General features: G+C 68.3%; 12 protein-coding genes. 5 read left to right on the forward strand and 7 right to left on the reverse strand.

Going from position 1 to position 24459, the window contains the following annotated elements; genetic code table 11:
• Positions 1-72 precede the first annotated feature (72 nt).
• Both ACIA12_RS34720 and ACIA12_RS34725 read right to left on the reverse strand, forming a co-directional pair.
• On the reverse strand, positions 73-1335 hold the full coding sequence (locus tag ACIA12_RS34720) for a sensor histidine kinase (protein ID WP_396371531.1): 1263 nt from the start codon (positions 1333-1335) through the stop codon (positions 73-75).
• Complete coding sequence (locus tag ACIA12_RS34725) at positions 1332-2009, reverse strand: response regulator transcription factor (RefSeq protein WP_328333205.1); 678 nt, start codon at positions 2007-2009, stop codon at positions 1332-1334. The genes ACIA12_RS34720 and ACIA12_RS34725 overlap by 4 nt, the downstream gene beginning before the upstream one ends.
• Before the next feature lie 53 nt (positions 2010-2062).
• Between ACIA12_RS34725 and ACIA12_RS34730 the strand changes: the two genes are divergently transcribed.
• The 5 genes from ACIA12_RS34730 (at position 2063) to ACIA12_RS34750 (ending at position 7933) form a co-directional block, all read left to right on the forward strand.
• Entirely contained in the window at positions 2063-4129 is a 2067-nt protein-coding gene (locus ACIA12_RS34730; RefSeq protein ID WP_396371532.1) for a BTAD domain-containing putative transcriptional regulator, read from the forward strand.
• Positions 4126-5397 (forward strand): hypothetical protein, encoded by a 1272-nt coding sequence (locus tag ACIA12_RS34735; RefSeq protein ID WP_396371533.1) that lies wholly within the window; start codon positions 4126-4128, stop codon positions 5395-5397. Before ACIA12_RS34730 ends, ACIA12_RS34735 begins: the two co-directional genes overlap by 4 nt.
• Entirely contained in the window at positions 5394-6041 is a 648-nt protein-coding gene (locus ACIA12_RS34740; RefSeq protein WP_396371534.1) for a LuxR C-terminal-related transcriptional regulator, read from the forward strand. The genes ACIA12_RS34735 and ACIA12_RS34740 overlap by 4 nt, the downstream gene beginning before the upstream one ends.
• Positions 6041-7693 carry a right-handed parallel beta-helix repeat-containing protein gene (locus tag ACIA12_RS34745; RefSeq protein ID WP_396371535.1) on the forward strand — a complete coding sequence of 551 codons (1653 nt, stop codon included), beginning with the start codon at positions 6041-6043 and terminating at the stop codon, positions 7691-7693. The genes ACIA12_RS34740 and ACIA12_RS34745 overlap by 1 nt, the downstream gene beginning before the upstream one ends.
• Positions 7694-7774: 81 nt before the next feature.
• Complete coding sequence (locus ACIA12_RS34750; protein WP_396371536.1) at positions 7775-7933, forward strand: hypothetical protein; 159 nt, start codon at positions 7775-7777, stop codon at positions 7931-7933.
• 257 nt (positions 7934-8190) lie between these two features.
• Here the strand turns inward: ACIA12_RS34750 and treZ are convergent, their stop codons facing one another.
• From treZ to ACIA12_RS34775, 5 genes are all read right to left on the reverse strand, one after another.
• Positions 8191-9912: a malto-oligosyltrehalose trehalohydrolase gene (treZ, locus tag ACIA12_RS34755; RefSeq protein WP_396371537.1), complete on the reverse strand. Its 1722-nt coding sequence runs from the start codon at positions 9910-9912 to the stop codon at positions 8191-8193.
• Positions 9913-9916: 4 nt separating this feature from the next.
• Positions 9917-12322: a malto-oligosyltrehalose synthase gene (treY, locus tag ACIA12_RS34760; RefSeq protein ID WP_396371538.1), complete on the reverse strand. Its 2406-nt coding sequence runs from the start codon at positions 12320-12322 to the stop codon at positions 9917-9919.
• Positions 12319-14436 carry a glycogen debranching protein GlgX gene (glgX, locus tag ACIA12_RS34765; protein ID WP_396371539.1) on the reverse strand — a complete coding sequence of 706 codons (2118 nt, stop codon included), beginning with the start codon at positions 14434-14436 and terminating at the stop codon, positions 12319-12321. The genes treY and glgX overlap by 4 nt, the downstream gene beginning before the upstream one ends.
• Before the next feature lie 63 nt (positions 14437-14499).
• Complete coding sequence (locus ACIA12_RS34770; protein ID WP_396371540.1) at positions 14500-15243, reverse strand: hypothetical protein; 744 nt, start codon at positions 15241-15243, stop codon at positions 14500-14502.
• Positions 15240-24290, reverse strand: coding sequence for an RHS repeat-associated core domain-containing protein (locus tag ACIA12_RS34775; RefSeq protein WP_396371541.1), 9051 nt, complete (start codon positions 24288-24290; stop codon positions 15240-15242). Before ACIA12_RS34775 ends, ACIA12_RS34770 begins: the two co-directional genes overlap by 4 nt.
• Positions 24291-24459 lie beyond the last annotated feature (169 nt).

Raw genomic sequence — 24459 nt, forward strand, 5'->3', positions numbered from 1 at the left:
CCAGGGTCCAGATCTGGTCCACGCCGGTTCTCCGCACCGCCGCAGGCTTCAGTGGAAGGGAAATCCTTCGCGTCACAGGTCGGTCGCGACCGGGATGCGGAATTCGAAGATGGCGCCGCCCTCGTCGGCGTTGTAGACCTGCAGGTCGCCGCCGTGCGACAGGGCGACCCAGCGGACGATCGACAGGCCGAGGCCGGAGGAACCGCCGCCGCTGCTGTACCGCTCGAACATGTCCTCGCCGATCGCGGGATCGATCCCAGGGCCCTGGTCGGCCACTGTCACCCGGCCGTCGGCGACCGTCACGGTGACGATGGCCTGGGCCGCGCCGGGAGCACGGCCGTGCCGCATCGCGTTGTCGAGCAGGTTGCCGATCGCCCTTTGCAGCAAGGCCGGATCGGCTCGCACCTTGGTGGGCGCGGTCACCACTGAGATCCGCGCCGAGCCGGGTGGCATGTCCTCGACGACGCCGGCCACGAGCTGGTCCAGCCAGACCGGTTGCATGGTCAGGTGTTCGACACCGGCCGCTAGCCGGGCGCGGACGAGCAGGCCGTCGATGATGTCACCCATACGGCCTGCCAGGCGGACTGTTCGCGGCAGCAGTTCCGCGCGCTGCTGTGGGTCCTGCGCAGCCGTTTCCGCCAACGCACGAAGGGCTGCGACCGGAGTACGGAGGTCATGCGCGGTCTCGGCGAGCAGCACCTCCTGCTGCTCGAGCGCAGCCATCGCTGGGCGGATTGCTCGGCCGGACAGCCAGTACCCGGCTATTGCCGCTGCCCCGATCAGGACGGCACAGCTGATGAGCACGGTGAGCACGAGCCGGTTGTGCGCGCTGTCCTGATCGCTGGTGAGTTGCCAGGCCAGCACTGCTCCGATCGGTTGCACACTGGTCGAATCCTTGAAGGCCACCGCCATGATGCGGACCTTGGAGCCGTTCCTGTCGGTCCGGTCGGCCACCGTGACACCAGGGTCCGCCACTGCGCTGTGGACGACAGCATCCAGCACTGCGCTGTCCATCGGTGCGCAGTCCTTCTGGCTCTTCGCTGGCGCGAACTCGGACGGGTCGCTGGGCAGTACGGCGTACTGCGGACACTCGGCTGCCAGGCGGTCCTTGAGTGCGCCCTGGACGCTCAGGGCGCCATTGCTGTCGGTCACTAGGCGCAGTACGGGCTGGATGACGCTGTCGAGCTGGCCATCGAGGTTGTCGGTGCGGCGGCCGGAGTCGAGGATCAGGACCAGTGGGGCGAGCACGATCAGGCCGACCGTATTCATCACCGTGAAGAGCGCGGTGAGTCGCCAGCGGAGGCGGCGGAGGCGCTCGGCCGATGGCCCTCTCATCCGGCGTCACCAGCGGCGGTCGTCAGCCGGTACCCCTGGCCGCGGACTGCTTGGATCAGCTCGGGCTGCCGCAGCTTGTTGCGCAGGCGCCTGATGGTCACGTCGACGACGTTCGACATCGGGTCGGCCGCCGCGTCCCAGCAGTGCTCGATCAGAGCCGACCGGGACACGGCCTGCTCGGGCCGGACCATCAGGTACTCCAGCACGGAGAACTCCTTTGCAGTCAGGGTCAGCAGTACGCCCGCCCGGCGGACCTCCCGCCGCCCGGTGTCCACCTCGACGTCGGCGTACCGGAGTACCGGCGGGCGGCCGGTACCGGCTCGGCGACACAGGCTCAGCACGCGGGCGGTCAGCTCGGCCACGGCGAACGGCTTGACCAGGTAGTCGTCGCCGCCGTGCTCGAAACCGTCCACGCGGTCGGCAAGGCTATCCCTTGCGGTCAGGAAGAGGACCGGGACCGCCCAGCCCTCTTGCCGGCGACTGCGGATGTAGACGATCGAGTCGCCGTCCGGCAGCATCCGGTCGAACACCACACAGTCGTAGGAATTCACCCACAATGCTTCGTCTGCTGTAGCTATGTCACCGACGCTGTCGACCGCCAGCGCAGCTGTCCGGAGGCCCGCGGAGATCGCGATTCGCAGGTCCTCGTCGTCCTCTACCACCAGTACGCGCACGCTGGGCCTCGTGTGTCATCGAAATGTCATCGTCGACACGGATCGTATGTGTCATGAACGGTCACTCAGCGCACACTCCGGCCCGGATCGCCTTCCGGGTGCTGGGCCCGCTCGAGGTCGACGGGCCCGACGGAGCCCCGATCGACGTCTGCGGCGGCAAGCCAGCCACGATGCTCACGCTGCTCCTGCTGCACCGCAACGCGTGGGTCAGCACGGATCAGCTGATCGACGCGGTCTGGTCAGTTGGCGAACCGCCGGCATCCGCCCAGCGCAACCTGAAGACGTACGTGTGGCAGTTGCGGCGGGCTCTACCGGGCGAGCGGATCGAGAGCCGCCCGGGCGCGTACCGGGTCACCGTGTTGCCGGGCGAGCTGGACGCCGACGTCGCGGCCGGCCTGTCGGACGAGGCACGCCGGCTGCTCACCGACGGCTCGGCCGAGGAAGCTGCTGTCGTCGTCGAACATGCTCTAGGCCTGTGGCGCGGCTGCCCGTACGACGGCCTGACGGGCGACGCCTCCACCGCCGTCGACCGGCTCACCGAACTACACCGCTCCCTGCGCGAAGACCTGGCCGACGCCCACCTGGCCCTCGGCCGCCCAGCCGACGCGATCGCCCTCCTCCGAGCCCTGACGGACGAGGAACCCCTGCGTGAACACGCCTGGACCAAACTCATGACCACCCTCCACCAAACCGGCCGCCGCCACGACGCCCTGTCGGCCTACCAACGAGCCCGCACCACCCTGGTCCGAGAACTAGGCATAGAACCCGGCGCCGAACTGGTCACCCTCCACCAGCAAATCCTCAACGAAGAACCCCCAGCCCCAGCCACCACCGAGCTCCGCACACCAACCACCCCGCAGTCCGACCTCCCCCCGAGGATCTCCCACTTCACCGGCCGCCAAGCTGAGCTAGCCGCGCTCCGCGCAGCAGTAGCTGGAGTGGACGGCGGGGGACCTCCCGCAGCAGTTGGTGGGGTGGGGGGCGGCGAGCGCTGCGCCCCCGACGCCAGCGGCTCCGCCGCGGCGGACCGCAGCCTCGCTCGCGACAGCCGGGCTCTGCCTGGCGGAGCAGCCGAGTCGACCGCCCGCCGCGCGCCGGCTCCCAGAGCAGTTGCCGGGGCCGGGGCAGCTCCCGCCTCCGCCGCCAGCGGCTCCGCCGTGGCGAGTCGCACCGCGGGCCCGGCTCTGTCCGGGCGCCGGCCGGAGGTCGGCGGGGTTGCGGTGGTGACTGTTGATGGGATGGCTGGGGTTGGGAAGACCGCCTTTGTGCTGGAGGCTGCTGGGGTGCTGGCTGATGGTGGACCGGAGCGGCAGATGTACTTGGATCTGCGGGCCCATGGCAACGAGCCGGTTGGTACTGCTGAGGCGTTGGGACGATTGCTTCGGCGGGTTGGATTCAAAGAGCAGTTGCCTGAGGCAACAGATGAGTTGGGGGCGTTGTGGCGGGAGGTGGCGCCTCGGGTTTTGTTGGTGCTGGATGACGTGGTGGATGTGGCTCAGGTGCGGGCGTTGATGCCTAACACGGCTGGGTCGGTGGTGTTGGTGACCAGCCGGAGTCGGTTGGTGGGGCTTGAGCGGGCTGTTGCGGTGAGTATCCGGCCGTTCGAGAGCACGGTACTCGTGGCGGATGAGGAGATCTTGCGGGTGTGCGGTGGGCATCCGGGGGCTCTCCGCGAGCTGAGTGATCGGGTGCGGGATCGCCAACCGTGGACCGCCGCGCGGCTGCTTGCGCGGTTGAGCGATCGGACGGGCCGCGCGAGAGAGCTCGCCAACACCCTCGCGCGGTTCGACTCGACGTACGACGAGCTGGAAGAGCCGGTACGCCGGTTCTACCGGCTGCTGAGCATGACCCCGCAGTTCGACGTACGCCGGGCCGCGCGACTCCTCGACGCCGACCAGCAGGAGGTGGAGCCAATGCTCGACGAGCTACTCGACCGGCACCTGGTGGACGAGCCGGCCCCCGGCCGTTTCGCCCTGCACCCGCTGGTCCGCGACCACGCCTACGCCATGCTGCTGTCCACCGAGTCCGAGGCCGAACTGACAGCCGCCGCAGACCGCGTACGCCTCACCGGCCAGGCCAAGCTCGAACTGGTCGCCCCCAAGAACCCGAGGGTCGCATGAGGCCCCCAGCCGCAACCGCCCCCGCCCCTGGCGAGCAGGTTGCCCACGCCCCCGCCCCGGCCGCAGTACCGACGGCTACCTCAGTCGGTACTCCGCTAGCCCGCGCCGCAGCCCTCCCCCAACGCTCTGTACCTCCAGCGGCAGCAGCAACAACCACAGCCGCAGCTACCCCACAGCGCTCGTACCTGGTTACCCCGCCCACGACACAGCAACCCACCGTCGACGAGATCGAGCTACCCGAGCGAGCAATCCGAGTAGGGCAGATCGTCTGCTGGCAGATCGCGCTAGTAGCCATCGGCGCAGCCACCACCGGCTCGCGACTCGTCCTGATCCTCACCGCGGTGGCAGCCGTCTCCCTGATCCTCCTGACCGCAGTACGCTTCCGCGGGCTCTGGCTCTACCGCTGGGTCGGCATCCTGCTCGCCTTCCTCGTACGCCGCCACCGGCTGGACCTGGCCGGCGACCCGGCGATGAACCTCGTCAGCGTCTTCTGCGGCCGCACGTCAGCCCAGGAGTTGACCGTCCGGGAACAGCCATACGGCATGCTCAGCAGGCCGGCCGGAGCCAGCGTCGCGCTCCGGGTCGGCTCGGACGCTCAGCACCAACTACTGCCTCGGTTGAGTTCACTTGCGGACTCCGCCGATGAGCAGCCGGTTGGGGTGTCGGTGCAACTCGTAGTACACACCGGTACGAAGCAGTCGCAGCCCCAGCGGGCGTGGGTCGCAGTAGCTGCGTCCCGTACGCCGGACATCGCCACGGACGAGCAGCTCAGCCAGGTACTGGCGAACACTGTCCGCCGGATGGTGCGCCGCTTCGACCGGGAGCAGATCGAGTGCATGCCACTCGACGAATCCGACCTACTGGCGTCGATCGGCGCACTGGCACACGCAAACGCCGGCCGCGGCCAGATCCGCGAACGCTGGACCACCTGGGCCGCAGGACCGGTCGTACAGGTCTGCGTACGACTCAACGGCTTCGCCCAGCTCCCACGGCCCACTGCTCAAGCACTTGTCGACACATTGCTCGGCACCGGTACAGGGAGCGCGCACACCCTGGCCATCACGGTCACTGCACCCGCCGAGTCCCACGAACCCGCTCTGCACGACGCAGTACTGCGAGTAGCCGCCGCCCACGCGGCCACGCTCGACACCGCCATCACCGTCCTGACCACACTGGCTCGCTCGTTCGGAGTGGAGCCGGAACGCCTCGACGGGCGGCACACCACCGGTGTCGCCGCCACGCTACCTCTGGGGGTCCCCTTCTCATGACTGTCACACTGCTGAACCGCCCCACCGGCTTCCACCAGGTACCGGCCCAGGACGGCATCGCCACGCTGCTGGCCAACGCCCAGGACTCGGTGATCGCCATGAGCACCCTGACCCCGAGCGGCCCGGCCTTCGGCCCGCGGGACGTCCGTCCGGGCATCCGCTACCGCGCGATCTACCCCGACACCGCCCGGACCGCGCCGACGCTGTGCAGGCACCTCGGTGCGATGTCCCTGGCGGGCGTGGCCGTCCGTACCGTCCCGATGGTGCCGATGAACGCACTGGTCATCGACAACTCGATCGCGGTCCTCCCGGCCGACTCGACCAACGGCAGCGTCGCAGTACTGCGGCTGAACAGCGTGGTGACGACTGCGACCGAGCTGTTCGAGCGGGTGTGGCCGGACGCCGTGTCGCTGGCCGACTGCGACATCCCGGTCGACACCGACCTTTCCGGGCGCGAGAAGGAGATGCTGCGGCTGCTGTCGCTCGGCGCGACCGATGAGTTCGCCGCCGCCCAGCTGGGCATCTCGGTTCGGACGGTACGCCGGATGGTCGCGCAGATCATGAACCGGCTCGGCGCTCGCAGCCGCTTCCAGGCCGGTGTGAAGGCGGCCGACCGTGGCTGGCTGCTGGACCGGGCGAGCTGATGCCTGGTCCGTTGCAGGGCCGGGTGCTCACCGTCGCGGCAGACCGTCTGGGTGCCTATCCGACGATCGGGTCCGCCTTGCTCGAGGCACCCGATGGAGCCGCCGTCGCGATCGCGGCCGGCACGTACGCCGAGACGCTCGAGCTCAACGGCCGGTCGATCACGTTGCAGGCCGAGCCGGGCGCGACCGTAGTACTGGATGGCGACGGGGCTGACTGGCCCACGGTGCGGGCCGTCGACGGCGAGCTGACGCTGCGCGGGCTCGAAGTACGGGCTGGTGGCGGGATGGCCGTCTCGGTTGACCGGACTGTGCTGACCGTCGAGCAGTGCACGGTCCGGTCAAGGACCCGGCCGGCGATCTCGGTGCACGCGAGCAGCGCCTTCACCGTCGACCGGTGCACGATCAAGGGCGCCGAGACCGGCATCGTGGTCGAGGGCGCGAGCGGGCGGATCCTCGACACCGTGGTCACCGAGATCTCGGGCGACGGGATAGTCGTTGCCTTGGGCTCCGATCCGCTGATCCGCGGCTGCACGATCTCGGTCTGCGGCGGGCGGGGTGTCTACGTCTACCAGTACAGCCGGCCGGAGCTCACCGACACGGAGATCTCGTCCACCGGCGCTGAAGGCGTCGGAGTCGCGAACGGCAGTACGCCGATCGCGCGGCGGCTCAGCATCCATGACACCCGCGGGCCGGCGTTCACGTTCTCACCGGGATGCGGCGGGACTGTCGAAGGCTGCCGGACAGACAACACCGGCCAGCCTGCCCTCGCGATCGAGACCGGTGCGACGGTCGAGGTGGTCGAGCGCGCGTCGGCCCGGCCCGCCGAGGTGGGTGGGCCGCTGGACGATCTGCTCAGCGACCTGGACGAGATGGTCGGCCTGCCCGGGGTGAAGTCGGAAGTCCATGCGTTGGTCGACGAGATCCAGGTCAATGAGTGGCGGCGTACGGCCGGGTTGAGCATCGGCGGGGTAAGCCATCACCTGATCTTCGCGGGCGCGCCTGGTACTGGCAAGACGACGGTCGCGCGGTTGTACGGCAAGCTTCTGAAGGCGTTGGGGGTACTGCCGCACGGCAGCTTCACCGAGGTCTCGCGACGGGATCTGGTCGGGCAGTACATCGGTCATACCGCGGAGAAGACGGCTCAGGTCTTCGAGAAGTCGCTGGGTGGGGTGCTCTTCATCGACGAGGCGTACACGTTGTCGCGCTCGGCCGGTACCGGCGGCGACTTCGGCCAGGAGGCGATCGACGCGCTGGTCAAACTGATGGAGGATCACCGCGACGAGATCGCCATCATCGTGGCCGGCTACACCGGCGAGATGAACGACTTCCTCGACGCCAACCCCGGGCTGGCGTCGCGCTTCTCCAAGACCATCGAGTTCGAGAACTACTCCGCCGACGAACTCCTGCTGATCACCAGCCGGATGGTCGAAGGCGGCGACTACCACCTCGACCCGGCCGCCGCCCCACCCCTGACGGCGTACTTCGACCGCATCGCCGGCACCCCCAACTTCGGCAACGCCCGGGAAGCCCGCCGCCTGGTCGAGTCGATCCGCAAGGCCCAGTCCCAACGCCTCCGCAAACTAGGCCGCCTCCCCACCACCGAAGAACTCCGCCACCTCACCTCAGAAGACATCCACACAGCCGCCGGCTAGCGGGGTGGTCGAAGGTGGCACCAGGCTGTGCGGCGTACGGGTCTACGGGGGGCCGCACCGGTCGGTGTGAGGTTGCGACCGGTGCTGTGGCGCCTCGTGTGGGCGCTGGTCCCGTCAGGCGTGGATTTTGTCGTCCTGGGGGTGATGGTCTCGGGTGGGCTGGCGGCGGTCTGCCACCGGATGTTCGACGGCGCGTGGGGCTGGGCAGACCGGGCCGCGGGCGATGGGGCCGCCGCCTAGCCTCCTGAGCTTCCACTGCTTCTCTTCGTAGTCGTAGTAGGTGTCAACGCCTCCGACAGTCATAGGTGTCCTCCCGGTCGTCCCCCCGGTAGCGGCTCCTGCTGGCCTCCTCTACAGTCCGTCACCACGGAGCCGAATACAAGCAATTCTTGAACTACTCACGAAATACGGACAAACTCTCAGGTTTGTCCAGACTTTCCAACGAGCAAAGGCGTTACGCGCACATTTCGTAAACAGTTTCTTCACGGAAAAATCTTTCAGTTCGTGAAGATGGCAACGCTCTCACCCGCAATTCGAACACCGTCCGTGACAATGTCGGCCGCGCCGAAAGCCAGCACCCGGTACGCCGGTACGCCATCCATCGGCACCACCGTCTCCTCGGCCGCCAGGTTGACCACCACGCGCACGCCACCGCGCCGAACCACCAGCCATGAGTCGCCGGACGAGATCCCCACCGACGTCAGCCGGTCATCCCGCAAATCCGCACTCCCCGCCCGGAACGCCAGCAACTCCCGGTACCACTCCAGCAACTCGCGATGCGGCGACTGATCGGCCTCGCTCCACGAGAGCACCGAGCGCCGCCAGGTCGCCGGATCCTGCGGGTCCGGGATCTCCTCCGCGTCCCACCCGTACGCCGCGAACTCCCGCCGCCGACCGACCCGCACCGCCTCGGCCAGCGCCGGCTCGGTGTGATCGGTGAAGTACAGGAACGGCGTCGACGCGCCCCACTCCTCGCCCATGAAAAGCATCGGCGTGTACGGCGAAGTGAGCACCAGGGCAGCCCCGATCGCCAACCGCCCCGGCGTCAAGGCCGGCCGGTCGCCGAGCGCGCGGTTGCCGACCTGGTCGTGATTCGACGTGTACGCGAGAAACTCCGACCCCCGATGCCTCGACGGATCCACCGGTCGTCCCCAGTTCTTGCCCCGGAAGGTCGAGTACGACCCGTCATGGAAGAACACCTTGGTCAGCGCCTTGGCAAAAGCCCCCGGCTCGGCGAAGTCCTCGTAGTATCCGGACTTCTCCCCGGTCAGCAACACATGCAAGGCGTGGTGGAAGTCGTCACTCCACTGCGCCGTCATCCCCATCCCACCGTCGCTCACCGGCTCGACCGTGCGCGGGTCGTTGAGATCCGACTCGGCCACCAGCCCCAGCGGCCGCCCCAACTCGGCCGAGAGCGTGGCGGTCTCCGAGGACAACTGCTGCAGCAGATGCTGGGGACTGTCGTCGAGGAACGCATGGACCGCATCCAGCCGCAACGCGTCGAGGTGGAACTCCCGGTACCACCGCAGCGCGTTGTCACAGATCCACCGGCGTACCTCGGAGCTGCCGACGTCATCGAGATTGACCGCCGGCCCCCACGGCGTCGTGTGCTTGGACGTGAAGTAAGGCCCGAAGGATTCGAGGTAGTTCCCACTCGGCCCGAGGTGGTTGTAGACGACGTCCAGGCAGACCGCCAGCCCGACCGCATGACACCGATCCACGAACCGCTGCAACTCACCAGGCCCGCCGTACGGCTCGTGCACCGCATACAGGTCAACCCCGTCATAACCCCAGCCATGCCGCCCTGGGAACGCGGCGACCGGCATCAGCGAGACAACCTCAACCCCCAACGTCACAAGGTGATCCAGCCGCTCAGCGGCCGCCGCAAGCGTCCCCTCCGGCGTGAACGTCCCCAGATGCAGCTCATAGAACACAGCACCCCGTACGTCCCGCCCGGCCCAACCACTGTCGCTCCACTCAAACAATGACGAGTCAAAGACCTGGCTGGGCCCATGCACACCCGCTGGCTGCCAAGCACTCCGCGGATCAGGCATCGGCTCGCTACCGTCGACGGAGAACGCATACGAGGTCCCATGCCCGGCCGAGGCCACCTCTACCGACCACCACCCACCATCGCCCTGCCGCATCTCCAGAAACGACTCGTCGAGTACCAACGACACAGCAGAAGCAGCAGGCGCCCAGACGGTGAAGGTGTGCAAGCCATCAGCTCCTAGTGAGTAGTGCCACCGGTAGGTCCTCCAGCAGCTCGCGAATGCGGGCCGATCCACTACCCACTGCGCGACCAGTCAACACGTCCTGCCAGTTCCCCTCAGGCAGTACGACCGTGCTGTCTCCCCAGCCGCCCAGGCGATGCAGGGCCACCGGCAGCCGGGTGGCGATCGTCACCACCGCGTCACCCCGGCAGAAGGCGACCGCATGTCCACTAGACGTCGGTAGCGGCTTGTAGCTGCCAGCGAACGCCTCTGGGTTCTGCCGCCGCAACCGCAGCGCCTTGGCCGTCACCAGCAGCTTCTCCTCGGCCAGACCATGCGGCCGGGCGCCAGCGTCCAGCCGAGCAAGACGATCAACCCGCAGCGAGTAATCCACCGGCCGCCTGTTGTCCGGGTCGACCAGCGAGAGGTCAACCAACTCCGTGCCCTGATAAACGTCAGGCACCCCCGGCATGGTCAGCTGCACCAACTTCTGCCCGAGGGTCGCCGCTCGCACATACTCCGCCTGACCGGCAGCAAAGTGCCCAACAGCCTCCAGCACGCTGGAGTCCCCCAACACCCCCGTAATGAAGGCGGCAACTGAAGACTCGTAGTCCGAGTCCGACGACGTCCAGCTGGTATGCCGCTTCGCCTCCCGCACAGCCTTCAACACGTAAGCCTGCAAGCGTTCCTCGGCGATCGGACCGTCGGACCAGGTACCGAACAGTGTCTGCCAGACCAGGTACTCCGTACTCCCGTCCAGTCCCGAATCGCGATACGGCTCCGACAACGCCCGCCACGACCGCACCGCCTCCGTCCAGGCTTCCGGCTGCTCGGACAGGACCCCCAACCGCGCCCGGACGTCCTCGGACCGCTTGGTGTCATGCGTGGACAGCGTCGTCATCGTCCGCGGCCAGCGATCGTTCAGCCGGGCGGCGAACGCGTGGAACTCCTCAGGCGACACCCCGAAGTGCGACGGATCCCCACCGACCTCGTTCAGCGACGTCAGCCGGAACCACCGGTAGAAGGCGGTGTCCTCGATCCCCTTGGCCATCACCGGCCCACACGTCTGCTGGAACCGCACGATCAGCTCGTGCCGCGCATGCTCGTCGATGCGACTGGCAGTGCCGGCCTCACGGCCCAGCAGCAGGTCCCGGACGAGCTCCAGCGTCTCCTGCTGGTCCTCGTCCAGGTGGCGCCGAGCCAACTCGGTCGCGTGCTCCATGGCATGGACAGCAGTCTGATCAGGCTGCTCACCCGGTACTACGTAAGCCCGGTACCGGTCGAAGTTGACCAGCAGCTCGACAACCACCGCATGGAAGGCACGGCGAGTGTGGTCGCGCAGGCGCACGTCGTCCTGGCAGATGCGCGCCAGCAGCTCCACGAGCCGGTGCACCTCGGCGTACTGGCCGTGCTTCACCACCTCGCGCTTCGCCTGCTCCACCACCTGAGCGAAGTCGGCAGGCTCGCCGGTGAGCTCCGAGTGGAACGCAGAGAGCGGCGCTGCTCCGGCAGGGTCGACGAAGAGCCCACCGACGCGCAGGAGTGCGTCGTAGCCAGTAGTGCCTGCGCAGGGCCAGTCTCCCGGCAGTTCTTCAGAGCCCTCCAGGATCTTCTCGACTACTACCCAAGCGCCGCCCGTGCGCTCGGCCAGGCGACGCAGGTACCCGCGCGGGTCGGCCAGGCCGTCCGGGTGGTCGATACGGAAGCCGGTGAGCTTCCCCTCGTGCAGTAGCGAGAACAGCAGCTCGTGGGTGGTCTCGAAGACCTCCTGGTTCTCCACGCGGATGGCGGCCAGGGTGTCGACGTCGAAGAAGCGCCGGTAGTTCAGTTCCTCGTCAGCGACCTTCCAATGCGCCAGCCGGTACCACTGCTCGGTCACCAGCTCGGCGATCGGCAGGTTCTCGGTCCCGGGACGCAGTGGGTACTCGTGGTCGTAGTACCGGAGCACGTCGCCGTCCACGGACAGCTCACCGTCGGCGAGCACCTTGCCGATCCGCTGGCCGAGCACTGCCATCAGGAGCGGCTGGTTGCCCGAACCCCAGTCGACGTCGAACCACTCGGCGTACGGCGAGCCCGGGCCATCCCGTAGTACGGACCACAGAGCAGCGTTGAGCCGCGCAGGAGTCGGCACAGCCACATGATTCGGTACTACGTCCGCGATCGCCCCCATGCGGTGGCCGGCCAGCCGCTCGGCGAGCCGGTCGAAGGCTGGTCGCCCACCGGCCGGCTCCGACAACCTGCTGTGGTCCACGACGTCGTACCCATGAGCGGACCCGGGCGCGGCCTGCAGGATCGGGGACAGGTAGATGTGCGAGATCCCGAGGCTGTGCAGGTACGGGACGACCTCGGCAGCGTCGTCGAAGCCGAAGTCAGCGCGGATCTGCACCCGATAGGTAGCCTGCGGGACCGCCGTCACTGCGCTGCCTGCCGCGGCCGGGTGAGTACGAGCATGCCGTGGTCCTCGATCCGCACGGTGCTCCCAGCGGGGTGCTCTTCCTCATTTGCGCGACCGGTCGGCCGGACGGTGTCCACCACCACCGTCCAGGCCTCGCCGTACTCCTTGGCGGGCAGCAGGAAGTCCTCGGCCTCGTGGTTGCTGTTCAGCAGGATCAGGAACGAGTCGTCGACCACTGGCTCACCACGGGGGTCCGGCTCGGAGATGGCGTCGCCGTTGAGGAACACGGCCACCGCCCGGGCGTCGTCGCGACTCCAGTCGCCGTCCTGCATCTCCTGGCCCTCAGGGGTGAACCAGACCAGGTCGCCCAGCCCGTCGACCCCTTGGTCCCCGTGGAAGAACCGGCGGCGCCGGAACACCGGGTGCTCGTTGCGCAGCCGGACCAGCTCGCCGGTGAACTCCAGCAGGTCCTGCTGCTCCTCGTCGAGGTCCCAGTTCACCCAGGCGAGCTCGTTGTCCTGGCAGTAGACGTTGTTGTTGCCCGACTGGGTCCGGCCCTGTTCGTCGCCGTGCGCGAGCATCGGCACACCCTGCGAGATCAGCAGCGTGGCCAGGAAGTTGCGCTGCTGCTTGGCCCGCAGCTTGCGGATCTCCGGGTCGTCGGTCTCGCCCTCGACGCCGCAGTTCCAGGACCGGTTGTGGCTCTCGCCGTCGTTGCCGCCCTCGCCGTTGGCGTCGTTGTGCTTGTCGTTGTACGAGACCAGGTCACGCAGGGTGAAGCCGTCGTGGGCGGTGATGAAGTTGATGCTCGCCAGCGGCCGGCGGCTGTCGTCGCGGTACAGGTCGGACGAGCCGGTCAGCCGCGAGCCGAACTCGGCCAGGGTGTACTTCTCCCCGCGCCAGAAGTCCCGCACGGTGTCGCGGTACTTGCCGTTCCACTCGGTCCACAGCGGCGGGAAGTTGCCCACCTGGTAGCCGCCGTCGCCGACGTCCCACGGCTCGGCGATCAGCTTGACCTGGCTGACCACCGGGTCCTGCTGGACCAGGTCGAAGAAGGCCGACAGCCGGTCCACTTCGTGGAACTGACGGGCCAGCGTCGACGCGAGGTCGAACCGGAACCCGTCCACGTGCATCTCGGTGACCCAGTAGCGCAGCGAGTCCATGATGAGTTGCAGCACGTGCGGGTGCCGCATCAGCAGGCTGTTCCCGGTGCCGGTGGTGTCGTAGTAGTGCGACTTGTCCGAGTCGACCAGCCGGTAGTACGCGGCGTTGTCGATGCCCTTGAAGGACAGCGTCGGACCGAACTCGTTGCCCTCGGCGGTGTGGTTGTAGACCACGTCGAGGATCACCTCGATGTCGGCCTCGTGCAGCGCCTGCACCATCGTCTTGAACTCGGTCACCTGCTGGCCCCGGCCGCCGAGCGACGAGTAGGCGTTGTGCGGGGCGAAGAAGCCGATCGTGTTGTAACCCCAGTAGTTGGACAGTCCACGTTCCTGGAGGTGCCCGTCCTGGGCGAACTGATGCACCGGCATCAGCTCGATCGCGGTCACCCCGAGCTCCTTGAGGTGCTCGATGATCGCCGGGTGGCCGATCGCGGCGTACGTGCCGCGGATCTCCTCCGGCAGGCCGGGGTGGGTCTTGGTCAGGCCCTTGACGTGCGCCTCGTAGATCACCGTCTCGTGGTACGCGTGCCCCGGCGGCCGGTCGTTGCCCCAGTCGAAGAAGGGGTTCGTCACCACCGACAGCATCGTGTGCTCGCGGTTGTCCATGGTGTTCAGCTCGTCGGGCTTGGCGAACCGGTAGCTGAACAGTGACTCGTCGGCGTCGACCTGCCCGTCGATGGCCTTCGCGTACGGGTCGAGCAGCAGCTTGGACGGGTTGCACCGGTGACCCTGCGCCGGCTCGTACGGCCCGTGCACGCGGTACCCGTACCGCTGGCCGGGCTGCACCGCGGGCAGGTACGCGTGCCAGACGAACCCGTCGACCTCGGTGAGCTGGACCAACTGCTCCGATCCGTCGTCACCGATCAGTGCCAGGTCAACTTGCTGAGCAACCTCCGAGAAGAGCGCGAAGTTCGTACCGGAGCCGTCGTACGTGGCTCCGAGGGGATAGGGACGACCAGGCCATTTCTGCACCCGATGACGGTACCCACCCCAACCCCCAGGTGCGGAGCCGTGGTGCGTTTCCATGCCGTGAATTCACCCGGCGGAGCCGGAAAGCGCCTGCCCGAGCGCGACCGAGGCAGCCGCCAGCCCCTTCCGGTCGACCGGCTCCGGCGACTCGGCGAACGGGTGCCAGCCGGGAAAGAACTCTCCGGTCGGCCACTGCACCCCCGGCACAGCCGCCCTGAACCGGGCCTGTACGCCGGGTAGCGCCGACCCGACGTACACGACGCTCCCGGCCGGCTCACCCGCACGCAGCGCGCTCGGGGTCGGCAGTGTCTCCTCCACCCCGATCGCGCCGTACATGGCTCCAGTACTGAGCGTGAGTTCCCGTAGTACCCCGGTCGCCCACTCCGCCAGCCGGCGAGCCGCCTTCCGGTCGCTCGCCTTCCAGGTGGAGTCGGGGAGCCCGAGCCGGTCGGCGGCCAGCGACACCGCCACCGGGTGCTTCTCCCCCTCGGTACCGAAGAGGTGCTCCACGACGACCGTGCCCCACCTCTTGCTTCGGTACCCCGCCTCGAGCGGCCGCAGGACCGGATCGCGGCCGTGCACGGCCGTCTCGAAGGCGTCCGCGTCGAGCTGCGCCGTCGACCGGTCGTCCAGGTCCTGCAGCATCGCGTACTGCTGCCCACGAGGCGCTGACTGGACTACTCCGGCCGGTACACAGCCCGCGGCCGCCACGACGTCGCAGGCTCGCCCGAAGACCGACTCCTCGTCCTCGGGCGACCACACTGCGATCGTCAGGTGCGGTGGTTCCGGATAGAGCGCGTCCTTGCTCACTTGCCCAATAGTCGCAGCATCGCGGACACCTGCTTGTTGTTGGGTACGAAGGCCGTCACCAGGTCACCGGTGGTCCGGTCGAACTGGGCGACGAACCACTTGCCGTCGATCCGGGCCAGGTGCGCCTGGGTAGCGGTCGAGCCGCTAGACCACGGGAACACCTTGCCGCTCTGCGACGCCCGCTGGATCAGCGCGCTCCACTCGCCCATCTTGCTCGCTCCGACCTCGCGGCCGAACCACTGCTCGGCATGCCGCCCGAACGAGTGCTGCAGGCCGCGAGGGGTGATCTTGGGGATCACGCACGCGTTGTGCACCAGCAGTTCGTCCGGACCCACGTGGTACGTGTGGATGCCCTCGACGCTGAGGTTGTACGCCGTCGCCTGCCGGGCGCCACCGGTCTTCAGCCCACCGATCGTGAAGCGCCTGCCATCGGCCGACTGGACCTGGTCGCCCCAGTCCAGCTCGGCGGCGGGCTCGAACCGCTGGTCGGTGGCGTCCCAGAACGGGTGGTTCGCCGTCGTCGTGACCACCTCGCCGGCCACTTCGAGATCGATCACCCGGTCGGAGTGCTCGAAGACCTGGGTGACCTTGTGCGGCCCCTGCTCGCCGGTCTCGGGATCCGTCGCCAGTACCTCGTCGCCGACCTCCACCTGCGAGATGGGCTTCTTGGAGCCGTCGGCCATCAGTACCAGCGTCTCGCCGGTGAAGCTGCAGGCCTTGGCCGCTGTCTCGGCCGCCTCGTCGAGGTACCGGGCGAACGGCCGGGCCGAGCGCAGTCCGACGCTGAGGAACTTGCCGACCCCGAACATCAGCACCCCGTCGACGCAGCCCTTGGCCAGCCCGCGCAGGTAGTCGCCAGCGGAGTGCTTGCGGCCCAGCAGTGCGCCAGCGACGGTGTTGATGATCGCCCCACCGGCGCAGGCCGCGACGATCTGCGGTACCGCGCCACTGGGGTCCGTGGCGTCGACCGGGTCGCCGTCTACGTACGAGTAGAGGTTCGGCCCCGCTCCTTCGAACCCGGCCGGGTCCTCGGACAGGAAGCGACCAGTACCCGGCTCATACCACCTGGCACGGTTGAACTGCAGCCCTGCCGGCGTACCCGGCCCGGACTCGCGTCCTGTGTAGCGAACCGGGTTGGCGTCGCCCGCGAGGCTGGAGCGCGCCTTGCCGTACAGGTCGTACGTGTACTCCGCCGCCACGGTCCCAGTGCCCGGAACCGTCCTCGCCACCACCGAGCCCTGCCGGTCGGTGAGCAGTGCCGAGGCACTGCCCGTCCCATCCAGCCCATCGACCCGCGCGGCCGCCGAGTCGGTGGAGAGCCCGGACAGGTACGTCGCGTCCGCAGTACCCGGGCCGTCCTCGACCAGCACGTTGTCGCCGTCGTACCGGAGGTTCCAGGTCTCGCCGCCGACAGTGGCCCCGATGCGACGCCCCAGTGGGTCGTAGCGCATCTGCGAGGCTCCTACTGCACCCGTGGTCGACGTCATCTCGCCGCGGGCGTTCCATGCGTACGTCGAGGTGCCATCGTCCGTCAGGTTGCCTTCCGGGTCATAGGTCCGGGTGACACCGTCCAGCGAGGTCAGCCTGTTGGCCGGATCGAACTCAGCAGACCCGACCGGCGACGGCAGGTCCGCACGCGCCCACGAGCCACCAGTACGGTCCAGCTGGCCAGCAGCGTCGTAGTGATAGGTCAGGTCACCAAGCACCTGCGCGCCGGACGTGAACGTCAACCCGGTAAGGCCTCCAGCGAGGTCGTACGACGAGGTGCGTACAACTCCACCCGGCAGCGTCTGCGTCTTGAGCCGCCCGGTCGAGTCGTACCCGTACGACGCCACGACCGCTCCGCGTGTGACCTTGGTCAGCCGGTCCGACCTGTCGTACTCGTAGGCGGTGTCGGGCAGCCCCGGCACCTTGAGCGTCTTCAACCGGCCCGTGTCGTCCCACTCCCGCGTGATCGTGCCCTGCGGAGTCGTCTCGGTGGCGACCCGGTCCTTGCCGTCGTACGTGTAGGCGACCGCCCCTGCCCCCGCAGTGGAGTCGGTGACCGACTCGAGCCGGCCCTTGTCGTCGTACGCCGAGACCAGCGTCGACTGGTACTGGTACGCACCCGGTGAGCCGGTCCGGCCGTACCCGGTGAACACCTCCCGCTGCAGCTCGTCGTACCGGTACTCGGTCGTGAGCCCACGCCGGTCCGTGATCGTCTCCGGCCGCCCGAGCGCGTTGTAGGTGTAGGTCGTCTTCTTGCCGACCTGGTCCGTCAGCTCGTGCACCCGGTCCATCAGGCCGTACGACCAGCTGGTCGTGCCACCCCGGGCGTCCTTCAGCGACTCCAGGTTGCCGTTCTTGTCGTACTTGTACGTCGTGATCGCGCCCAGCGGATCCTTGGTCGACAGCACCTGGTTGGCAGCGTCGTACTGCACGGTGGAGACGCCACCGTCGGGCCCGATCGTCTCCTGCACCCGCCCGGCCGGGTCGACCCCGTATGTCGTCTTGCGGCCGAGCGGATCGGTCACCGCCGATGTCATCCCGTCCAGGTACTCGTACGTCGTCGAGCCGGCGCCGTCCGGGGTCTGCTTGGTCATCAACCCCTCGTCGTTCCACTCGTAGGTGGTCTTGCGTCCCTCCCCGTCGGTGGTCGTCTCGACGTTGCCCTTGGCATCGAACGTGTAGCGGGTGGTGTTGCCCAGCGCGTCGGTGGTCGAGTCCATCGCGCCCTCAGGTCCGTTGTACGTCGCCGTCTCCTGCTGCTGCTCGGCCCCGAGCGTGACGGTCGTCGAGGTCGCCTGCTGGTCCGCGTTGTAGGTGCTGACCATCGACCGGCCGTCGGTGTCGGTCGTCTTGGTCGGCAGGTGGCTCGCCGGGTCGCGCTCCAGGCTGTACCCCTGCTCGTTCGCAGTACCGGAGGCGCTGGTGTCCTTGACCAGATAACCCGACGCGTCGTACTCGGCCACCCGCTTGGCACCGGCCGGATCGGTGACGGTGGTCTTCACCACCTTCTTGCCGGTGCTGTCCAGCACGTAGTCGAACTTGTACAGCCCGCCATCGGCCAGCTTCTGCTGGATCACCCGGTTGTTCGCGTCATAGGTGTTCGTCAGGAACAACTGGTCCTTCGCGTCGGTGATCGTCGTCAGCCGCTTGGCCGTGTCCCACCCGTACGTCGTGACACCGCCGTTCACGTCCGTCACGGTCTTCAGCAGCCCCGTCTCGTACGTGTACGAGACGGTGCGCCCGGCGTTGTCGTGGATCGCCAGGACCTGACCGGCCGTGTCGTAGTCGTAGGTCAGCCAGAAGCCCTCCGACGAGGTGATCGAGACGATCGCGCCGATCTGGCTGCCGTAGACGTTCTTCGCGATCCGCCGGATCGTCACGGTGTGGCCGAAGCGGTCCCGGATCCCTTGCAGCGGAGCCTCGTCGCCGTAGATCAGCACGGTGCCGTCGCGCAGCCGCAGGTCCCAGCCGCGACCGTTCCACGCCATCGTGGCGCCGGCGAACTGCCCGGTCGTCCCGCGCGCCTCGAAGGCAGCGTCGGTGAAGCTGCTCCCCGGCGAGGTCCGGGCGAAGTGCACCTGGCTGCCGTCGATCAGGTTGAGATCGGCTTCCTGCCATTGCTTCTTGGAGGTCAGGAAGGTGTCGTACGTCCCGATCGTGCCCATCCCGAACGGCCGGGCCCGGCCGTCGCCGGAGCTGTAGGCGCGCTCTGCCTCGATCGGGATGTTGCCACCCAGCGTCAGGTCGGTCTGCGTGTAGGTGAACCGTCCGGTGCCCAGATCGACCGGGTCACCGGCCGAGCCGAGCGCCTCGAGGATGCCCTTGGTCAGGCCCTCCAGCCAGCCCGAGACGTTGATCATCGCGCCGTCGAAGTTCTCGATCGCGGTGTCGTGGTCGGGCCGGACCTGAGTCCCGTCCGACGTCACCGTCCCGATCCCGTAGACCTCCCAGCCCTCGGCGTACTTCTCGTGGCTCCAGAAGTTGAGCCGGGTGCCGGGCTTCTGGTCGAGGTAGTTCGGGTAGTAGATCTTCGCCGTGCCGCCGTGCAGTTCACCGCCGGCGGGCTGGACCGTGAAGTACACCGGCACCTGCACGCCCTTGGGCATCGGGATCGGCGTCCGGTCGACCGGGATCGGCGTGATCCCAACCTTCGTCACCTTCTTGCCATCGGCGTCGGTGATCGTCACCCCGGCCGGGATGTGCACCTCCAGGCCCTTCACCTTGGGGGTCTTGAGGACGACCGGCTCCGTCGTCGGGCCCGCGATGCTGATCTCGTTCGCGGTGTCGAGAATCGGCAGGTACGGCTGGTAGAACAGCTTGTTCGCGCCCTTGCGCAGGTTGACCTGGACATCGAAGTACCCGTACTTCGTCCGCCGGGTCGACGCCGTCCTGCCGTCCATCGCGAACAGGTAGGTGCCCTGCGGAAGACGCGTCAGCACGAACGATCCGTCCGCCTTCGTCTTCACCGCGCGATCGGCGACCCGAACCGTCACGTTGGCCAGCGGCTTGCCGTCGGTGCGCAGGATCCGTCCGGTCAGCGACGCGTCCCGCTTCCGCGGATAGACCGGTGGCGGCGGCTCCTCATCGGCTGTCTTGACAGCCCGAGTGGGAGCTGCCGTCGGCTCGGCGCGCGGGAAGTCCCGACGGTCCTCGAGGTTCGCGGCAGCCGCCGTCGGGTTGTTGGCGACCGCGATCGTCGCAGTGCCGGCGCTCAGCTCCGCCGGGTCCACGAACAGCGTGTAGGTGCCCGCGGACGGCAGCGTGTAGGTCAGGTAGCTGGCCGCCGTCAGGCAGGTCGACGTGAGGTTGGTGCCGGCCGAGTTCCGCAGCCGCAGGTAGCCCCCACACGCCGGGTAGCTCGACGAACTCACGGTGGCCTTGATCTTCTGGCTCGCCGTACCAGTGAACGTGATCGTGCCCGACTGGCCGACCACAGTCGTGATGCTCACCCCGGCGCCGCCGACGGTCGTGGTCTTCGCGACGTCGGCCGGTACGGAGTACAGGCGGACAGTGGTCCGGGCCGTCACCATGTAGTCCGGGTCGACGAACAGCTGCCACGTCCCCGCCTGCGAGAGGGCGAGCGTGTCGACCAGCATGCCGCCGCTGGACTCGTAGCAACTGGTGGTCTTCTCCGTGGTGCCGTCCGGGCGCAGCAGCTTGAAGGAGACGTCGTACTGCTTGGCAGCCCAGTCCACGAGGCTGCAGCCGATCAGCACGCGCTGCCCTGCGGTGGCAGTGAAGGAGACCGTCGCGTTCTGGCCGACGACGGTGTCGAAGGTGACCGCCGCCCCGCCGATCGTCGCGGTCGGAGCCGCATCGGCCGGTACGGCGTACAGGCCGATCGTCGCGCCGGCGTTCGCGTTGAGCTTCGGATCCATCCGCACGGTCCAGTTGCCGCCGGCCGCGGCCGTGACAGTGTCGAAGAGCTCTCCCTTGAAGGAGGTGTAGCAACTACCCGTGTCGGCCTTGGTGCCGTCCGGGCGCAGCAACTCGAAGGAGATGTCGTACTGCTGGTCCGGAACGGTCAGGGTGCAGCCGACGTAGATGCGCTGGCCTGCTGTGACCGGGAAGACGACAGTCCCGTTCTGGCCCGGCAGGAGGTTGACCACCGGGCTGGAGCCGAGCGTCGAGTTGACCACCGGGTCCGCTGCGACCGAGACGGCCCGCAGGGTCGAGGTGAGCAGGAGTGCCCGGTTCGGGTCGGCCAGGACGGTCCAGGTGCCTGCCGTCAGCGCCCGGGTGTCGAACAGGATGCCCTTGTCCGACGAGGCGCAGTTGCCGGTCTCGACCTTCGTGCCGGCCGGGTTCAGCAGTTGGTAGCTGACGTCGTACTCGTGACCGGTGATCGCGACGCAGGTGACCATCACCCGCTGGCCGGCCGTTGCGGGGAAGGTCATCCGGGCCAGCTGCCCCGGCTTACTGTTGCTGACAGCAACCGCCGCGGCATCGACCGTGGTGGCGACGACGGCATCCGCCGGGATCGTGTTGACCGCAACGTCGATGGTGCCCGTCTGGGCGCCGGCCGGCTCGACCAGCAACAGGTACTCACCTGTCTGCGGCAGCACGTAGCGGTCGGCGAGGTAGTCCATGAAGTAGGTCCAGGTCTGGTCCCGGAACAGGAACGAGCCGTCCGGACCGCGCAGGGTGACCTTGCCGGTCGCTGTCGACGTCAGCTGGGTGGCGAGGTCGACGTGGACCAACTGGCCCTGCGTACCGGTGAAAGCGACCGAGCCGGTCTGCCCTGGCTTGGTGATGGTCAGTCGCGCGGCCGCTCCGTCGAGCGTGGTGGTCGCGGAGATCGGCGTCGGGACCAGGTTGACCTGGGCGGTGTACGTCCCGAGCTCGAAGTTGTAGGGATCGACATCGACGGTGTACACGCCGTCCTCGGGTAGCAGGACCGAGGTGAGGAAGCCACTCGTACTGCCGTAGTACGAATTGGTGGTGACCAGCTTCTGGCCGTGCGGACCCCAGAGCACCGCCCCGGAGGCCAGGTTGCTGGGCGCGGTCAGCGTGGTGAAGACGAGCTGGCCCTTGGCGCCGGTGAAGGTGAAGGTCGCATGGGAGGGTGCGACGGTCGTGGTGAGGCTCGCGGCCGGGCCGTCGATCGTCAGCGGCGCGGTGAGATCGGCACTCTGCCTGGCCACCACGGTGAAGGTGCCGGTTTCGGGGTTCCGCGGGTCCAGCTCGACCAGGTAGGTGCCGTTGACGGCCGGTCGCGGCAGTTCGAGGTAGTCCTTGCCGCAGATCGTCTCCTCGGCGTACGCCGCGGTGCGGTCCGGCGCCCAGATGTGCGCTTCGTAGCAACCGCTGATCGTCTCGTCGACCTGGAACCCGAGCCGCTGCCCGGCAGTGCCGTCGATACTGAACAAGGCCAGCTGGTTGGACGTCGCCATCGTGATGGTCGCGGGGGCGTCGGGAGTGAGGTGCACCGAGGCCGCGACGTCCACCGCCAGGAACGGCGACGGCGGAACGGTCACCTGCCCGGCCGAGGTGACAGCGCCCGCGCGGGTCCGGACCATCAGCTTGCCGGCCACGCCGAAGCCGGGCGCCCGGACGGTGAGCGTCGTCGGGGTCGCCGAGAGCACCTGCACCTTGGTGCCGTTGACCGACACGGTGTTGGCGGTGGTCGCCGGGGCGAAGTTGCTGCCGGAGACGGTCAACGTCGCTCCACGGTCGACGATCGCCGGGCTGACACTCGTGACCTGCGGCGCGGCCAGCAAGGTGACCGAGCCGGCGGTGACCGTCGTACCGGCGACCGTCACCAAGGCCTGGCCGGTGGTTGCCGCCGCAGGCACGGTGACGACCAGGTGGTTGCGTCGCAACGAGGTGATCGGCGCGGTGGCACCGCCGATGGTCACCGACACCTGCTCGGGGTCGAGCCCGAAGCCGGTGCCGTAGATCTCGTAAGAGTCGCCGACGACAGCGGTCGCCGGACCGGCCTGCGCGACGGACAACTGGTTGGCGGGCAATGCCTGGGTGGCGGTGATGTTGCCGACAGCGTCGTACTGGTACGCGACACCGGCGCCGTCTGAGGTGAACACGGCCTTGACCCGGCCTGCGGCGTCATGGGCGTAGAGGACCTCGCCACCCATCGGCACGACGGGCTTGGAGACGGCAGACGCAGCACTGGTGCCCGCAGCGTTGATGGCCTGTACTACGAACGTGTACGGCGTGCCATTGGTCAGGCCGGTGACAGTCGCGGTACCGGTCACCCCGACCGTGGTCTTGAGGTTGCCCGGGTTCGCCGTGACCGTGTAGCCGGTGATTGCGGCGCCACCGTCCTTCGGGACGGTCCAGCCGATGGTGGCCCGGCCGTCCGCGGCTGCAGCGGTGATGCCGGTCGGAGCCAGTGGAGCCGTGGCCTTCTTGTAGTAGCCGCGCAGACGCAGGAGCAGCTTGGTCGCGCCGCTGGCGTAGAAGGTGGTCTGGCCGGCCGACGAGATCTTGAGGGTGTCGTGGGCAGCCGTGTTGGTGGCGTTGGCGTAGTACACCGAGGCGTCGGTCGGGCGCGTGGTACCGGCTGCGTAGCCGGTCAGGAAGCCTGCGGCGGTCGGGGCGGATGCGACCACGTTGGCATCGACGGCCGCGACAGTCGCTGCGGCTGGCACACCGTTGGCGCCGGCGAGGGTTGCGGTCGTAGTACCGGCTGCTGCCAGGGCGACGTTGTTCACGACGGTCGCCGGGGCGACTGGGACGTACGAGGCGGCTGCTTTGGTCGCGGTCGGCTTGGAGTAGTAGCCGCGGAGGCGGACGGTCAGCTTGGTGGCGCCGCTGGCCGAGAAGGTCACCTGCCCGGCAGCGGACAGCCTGACCGTCTCGTAATTGGTCTGGGCCTGAGTGACCGGGTAGTTCACGACCGCGTCGGCCGGTGCGGCTTCGCCGGTCGGATAGGCCTTGAGGACGCCTGCTGCCGTCGGTGCGGCCGACGTGACCTCGAGGGCGACCGCGGCGACGTCGGTGGCCGCAGGGATGCCGTTGGCGCCGGCGAAGGTGTAGCTGGTGGTCCCGTTGGCGGCCAGCGCGACGTTGTTGATCACGGTGGTCTGCGCGAGCGGGACGAAGGTCGAGCCGGCAGTCACGGCCGACGACGAGGTGAAGTACCCGCGGAGCCTGACCCAGACCTTCGACGCGGCGCTGGAGTAGACGCTGATCTGTCCCGACGCGGACACCGGTACGACGTCATAGCTGGCCGTGTTGCGACCGGTGACGAAGTTGGTGGTGCTGTCGGCGGGGCGCGTAGTACCGGCTGCGTAGGTCTGGATGTAGCCGGCGGCCGTGGTCCCGATCGCGGTGACCTGGACGGCCACGGCGCTGACCTGCGCGGCGGCGGGAATGCCGTTGGCACCGGCGACCGTGACGGTCGAGACCCCGGCGGCGGCCACTGCGACTCCGTTGATCACCGACGCGGGCGCGACCGGCACGAACTGACCGGCAGCCGGCTGCAGCTCAGCAGCGGCCGCAGCTTGGGTGGTGCTCGCTGGAACCTCAGCGGCGGCCGGCCTGGCCGTGGCCTCCGGGACCACCACAGACGAGGTGAGAAGCGAGGCGGAAACGAGCATGACGATGCATCGACGCAGCACAGACAACCCCCAGCAGAAACCTGCATGCGAACAAGAAATCCCCCGACGGCCGATCCACGGCCGCCGGGGGATTCTATGCAGGTAAACCGCGGCTTGGACGCCGCTGCCCACAATCGGCACCGACTGCCCAGAACCGCCCCGAACTGCT

This window comes from Kribbella sp. NPDC051620 (assembly GCF_044453825.1).
Classification (GTDB): Bacteria; Actinomycetota; Actinomycetes; order Propionibacteriales; family Kribbellaceae; genus Kribbella.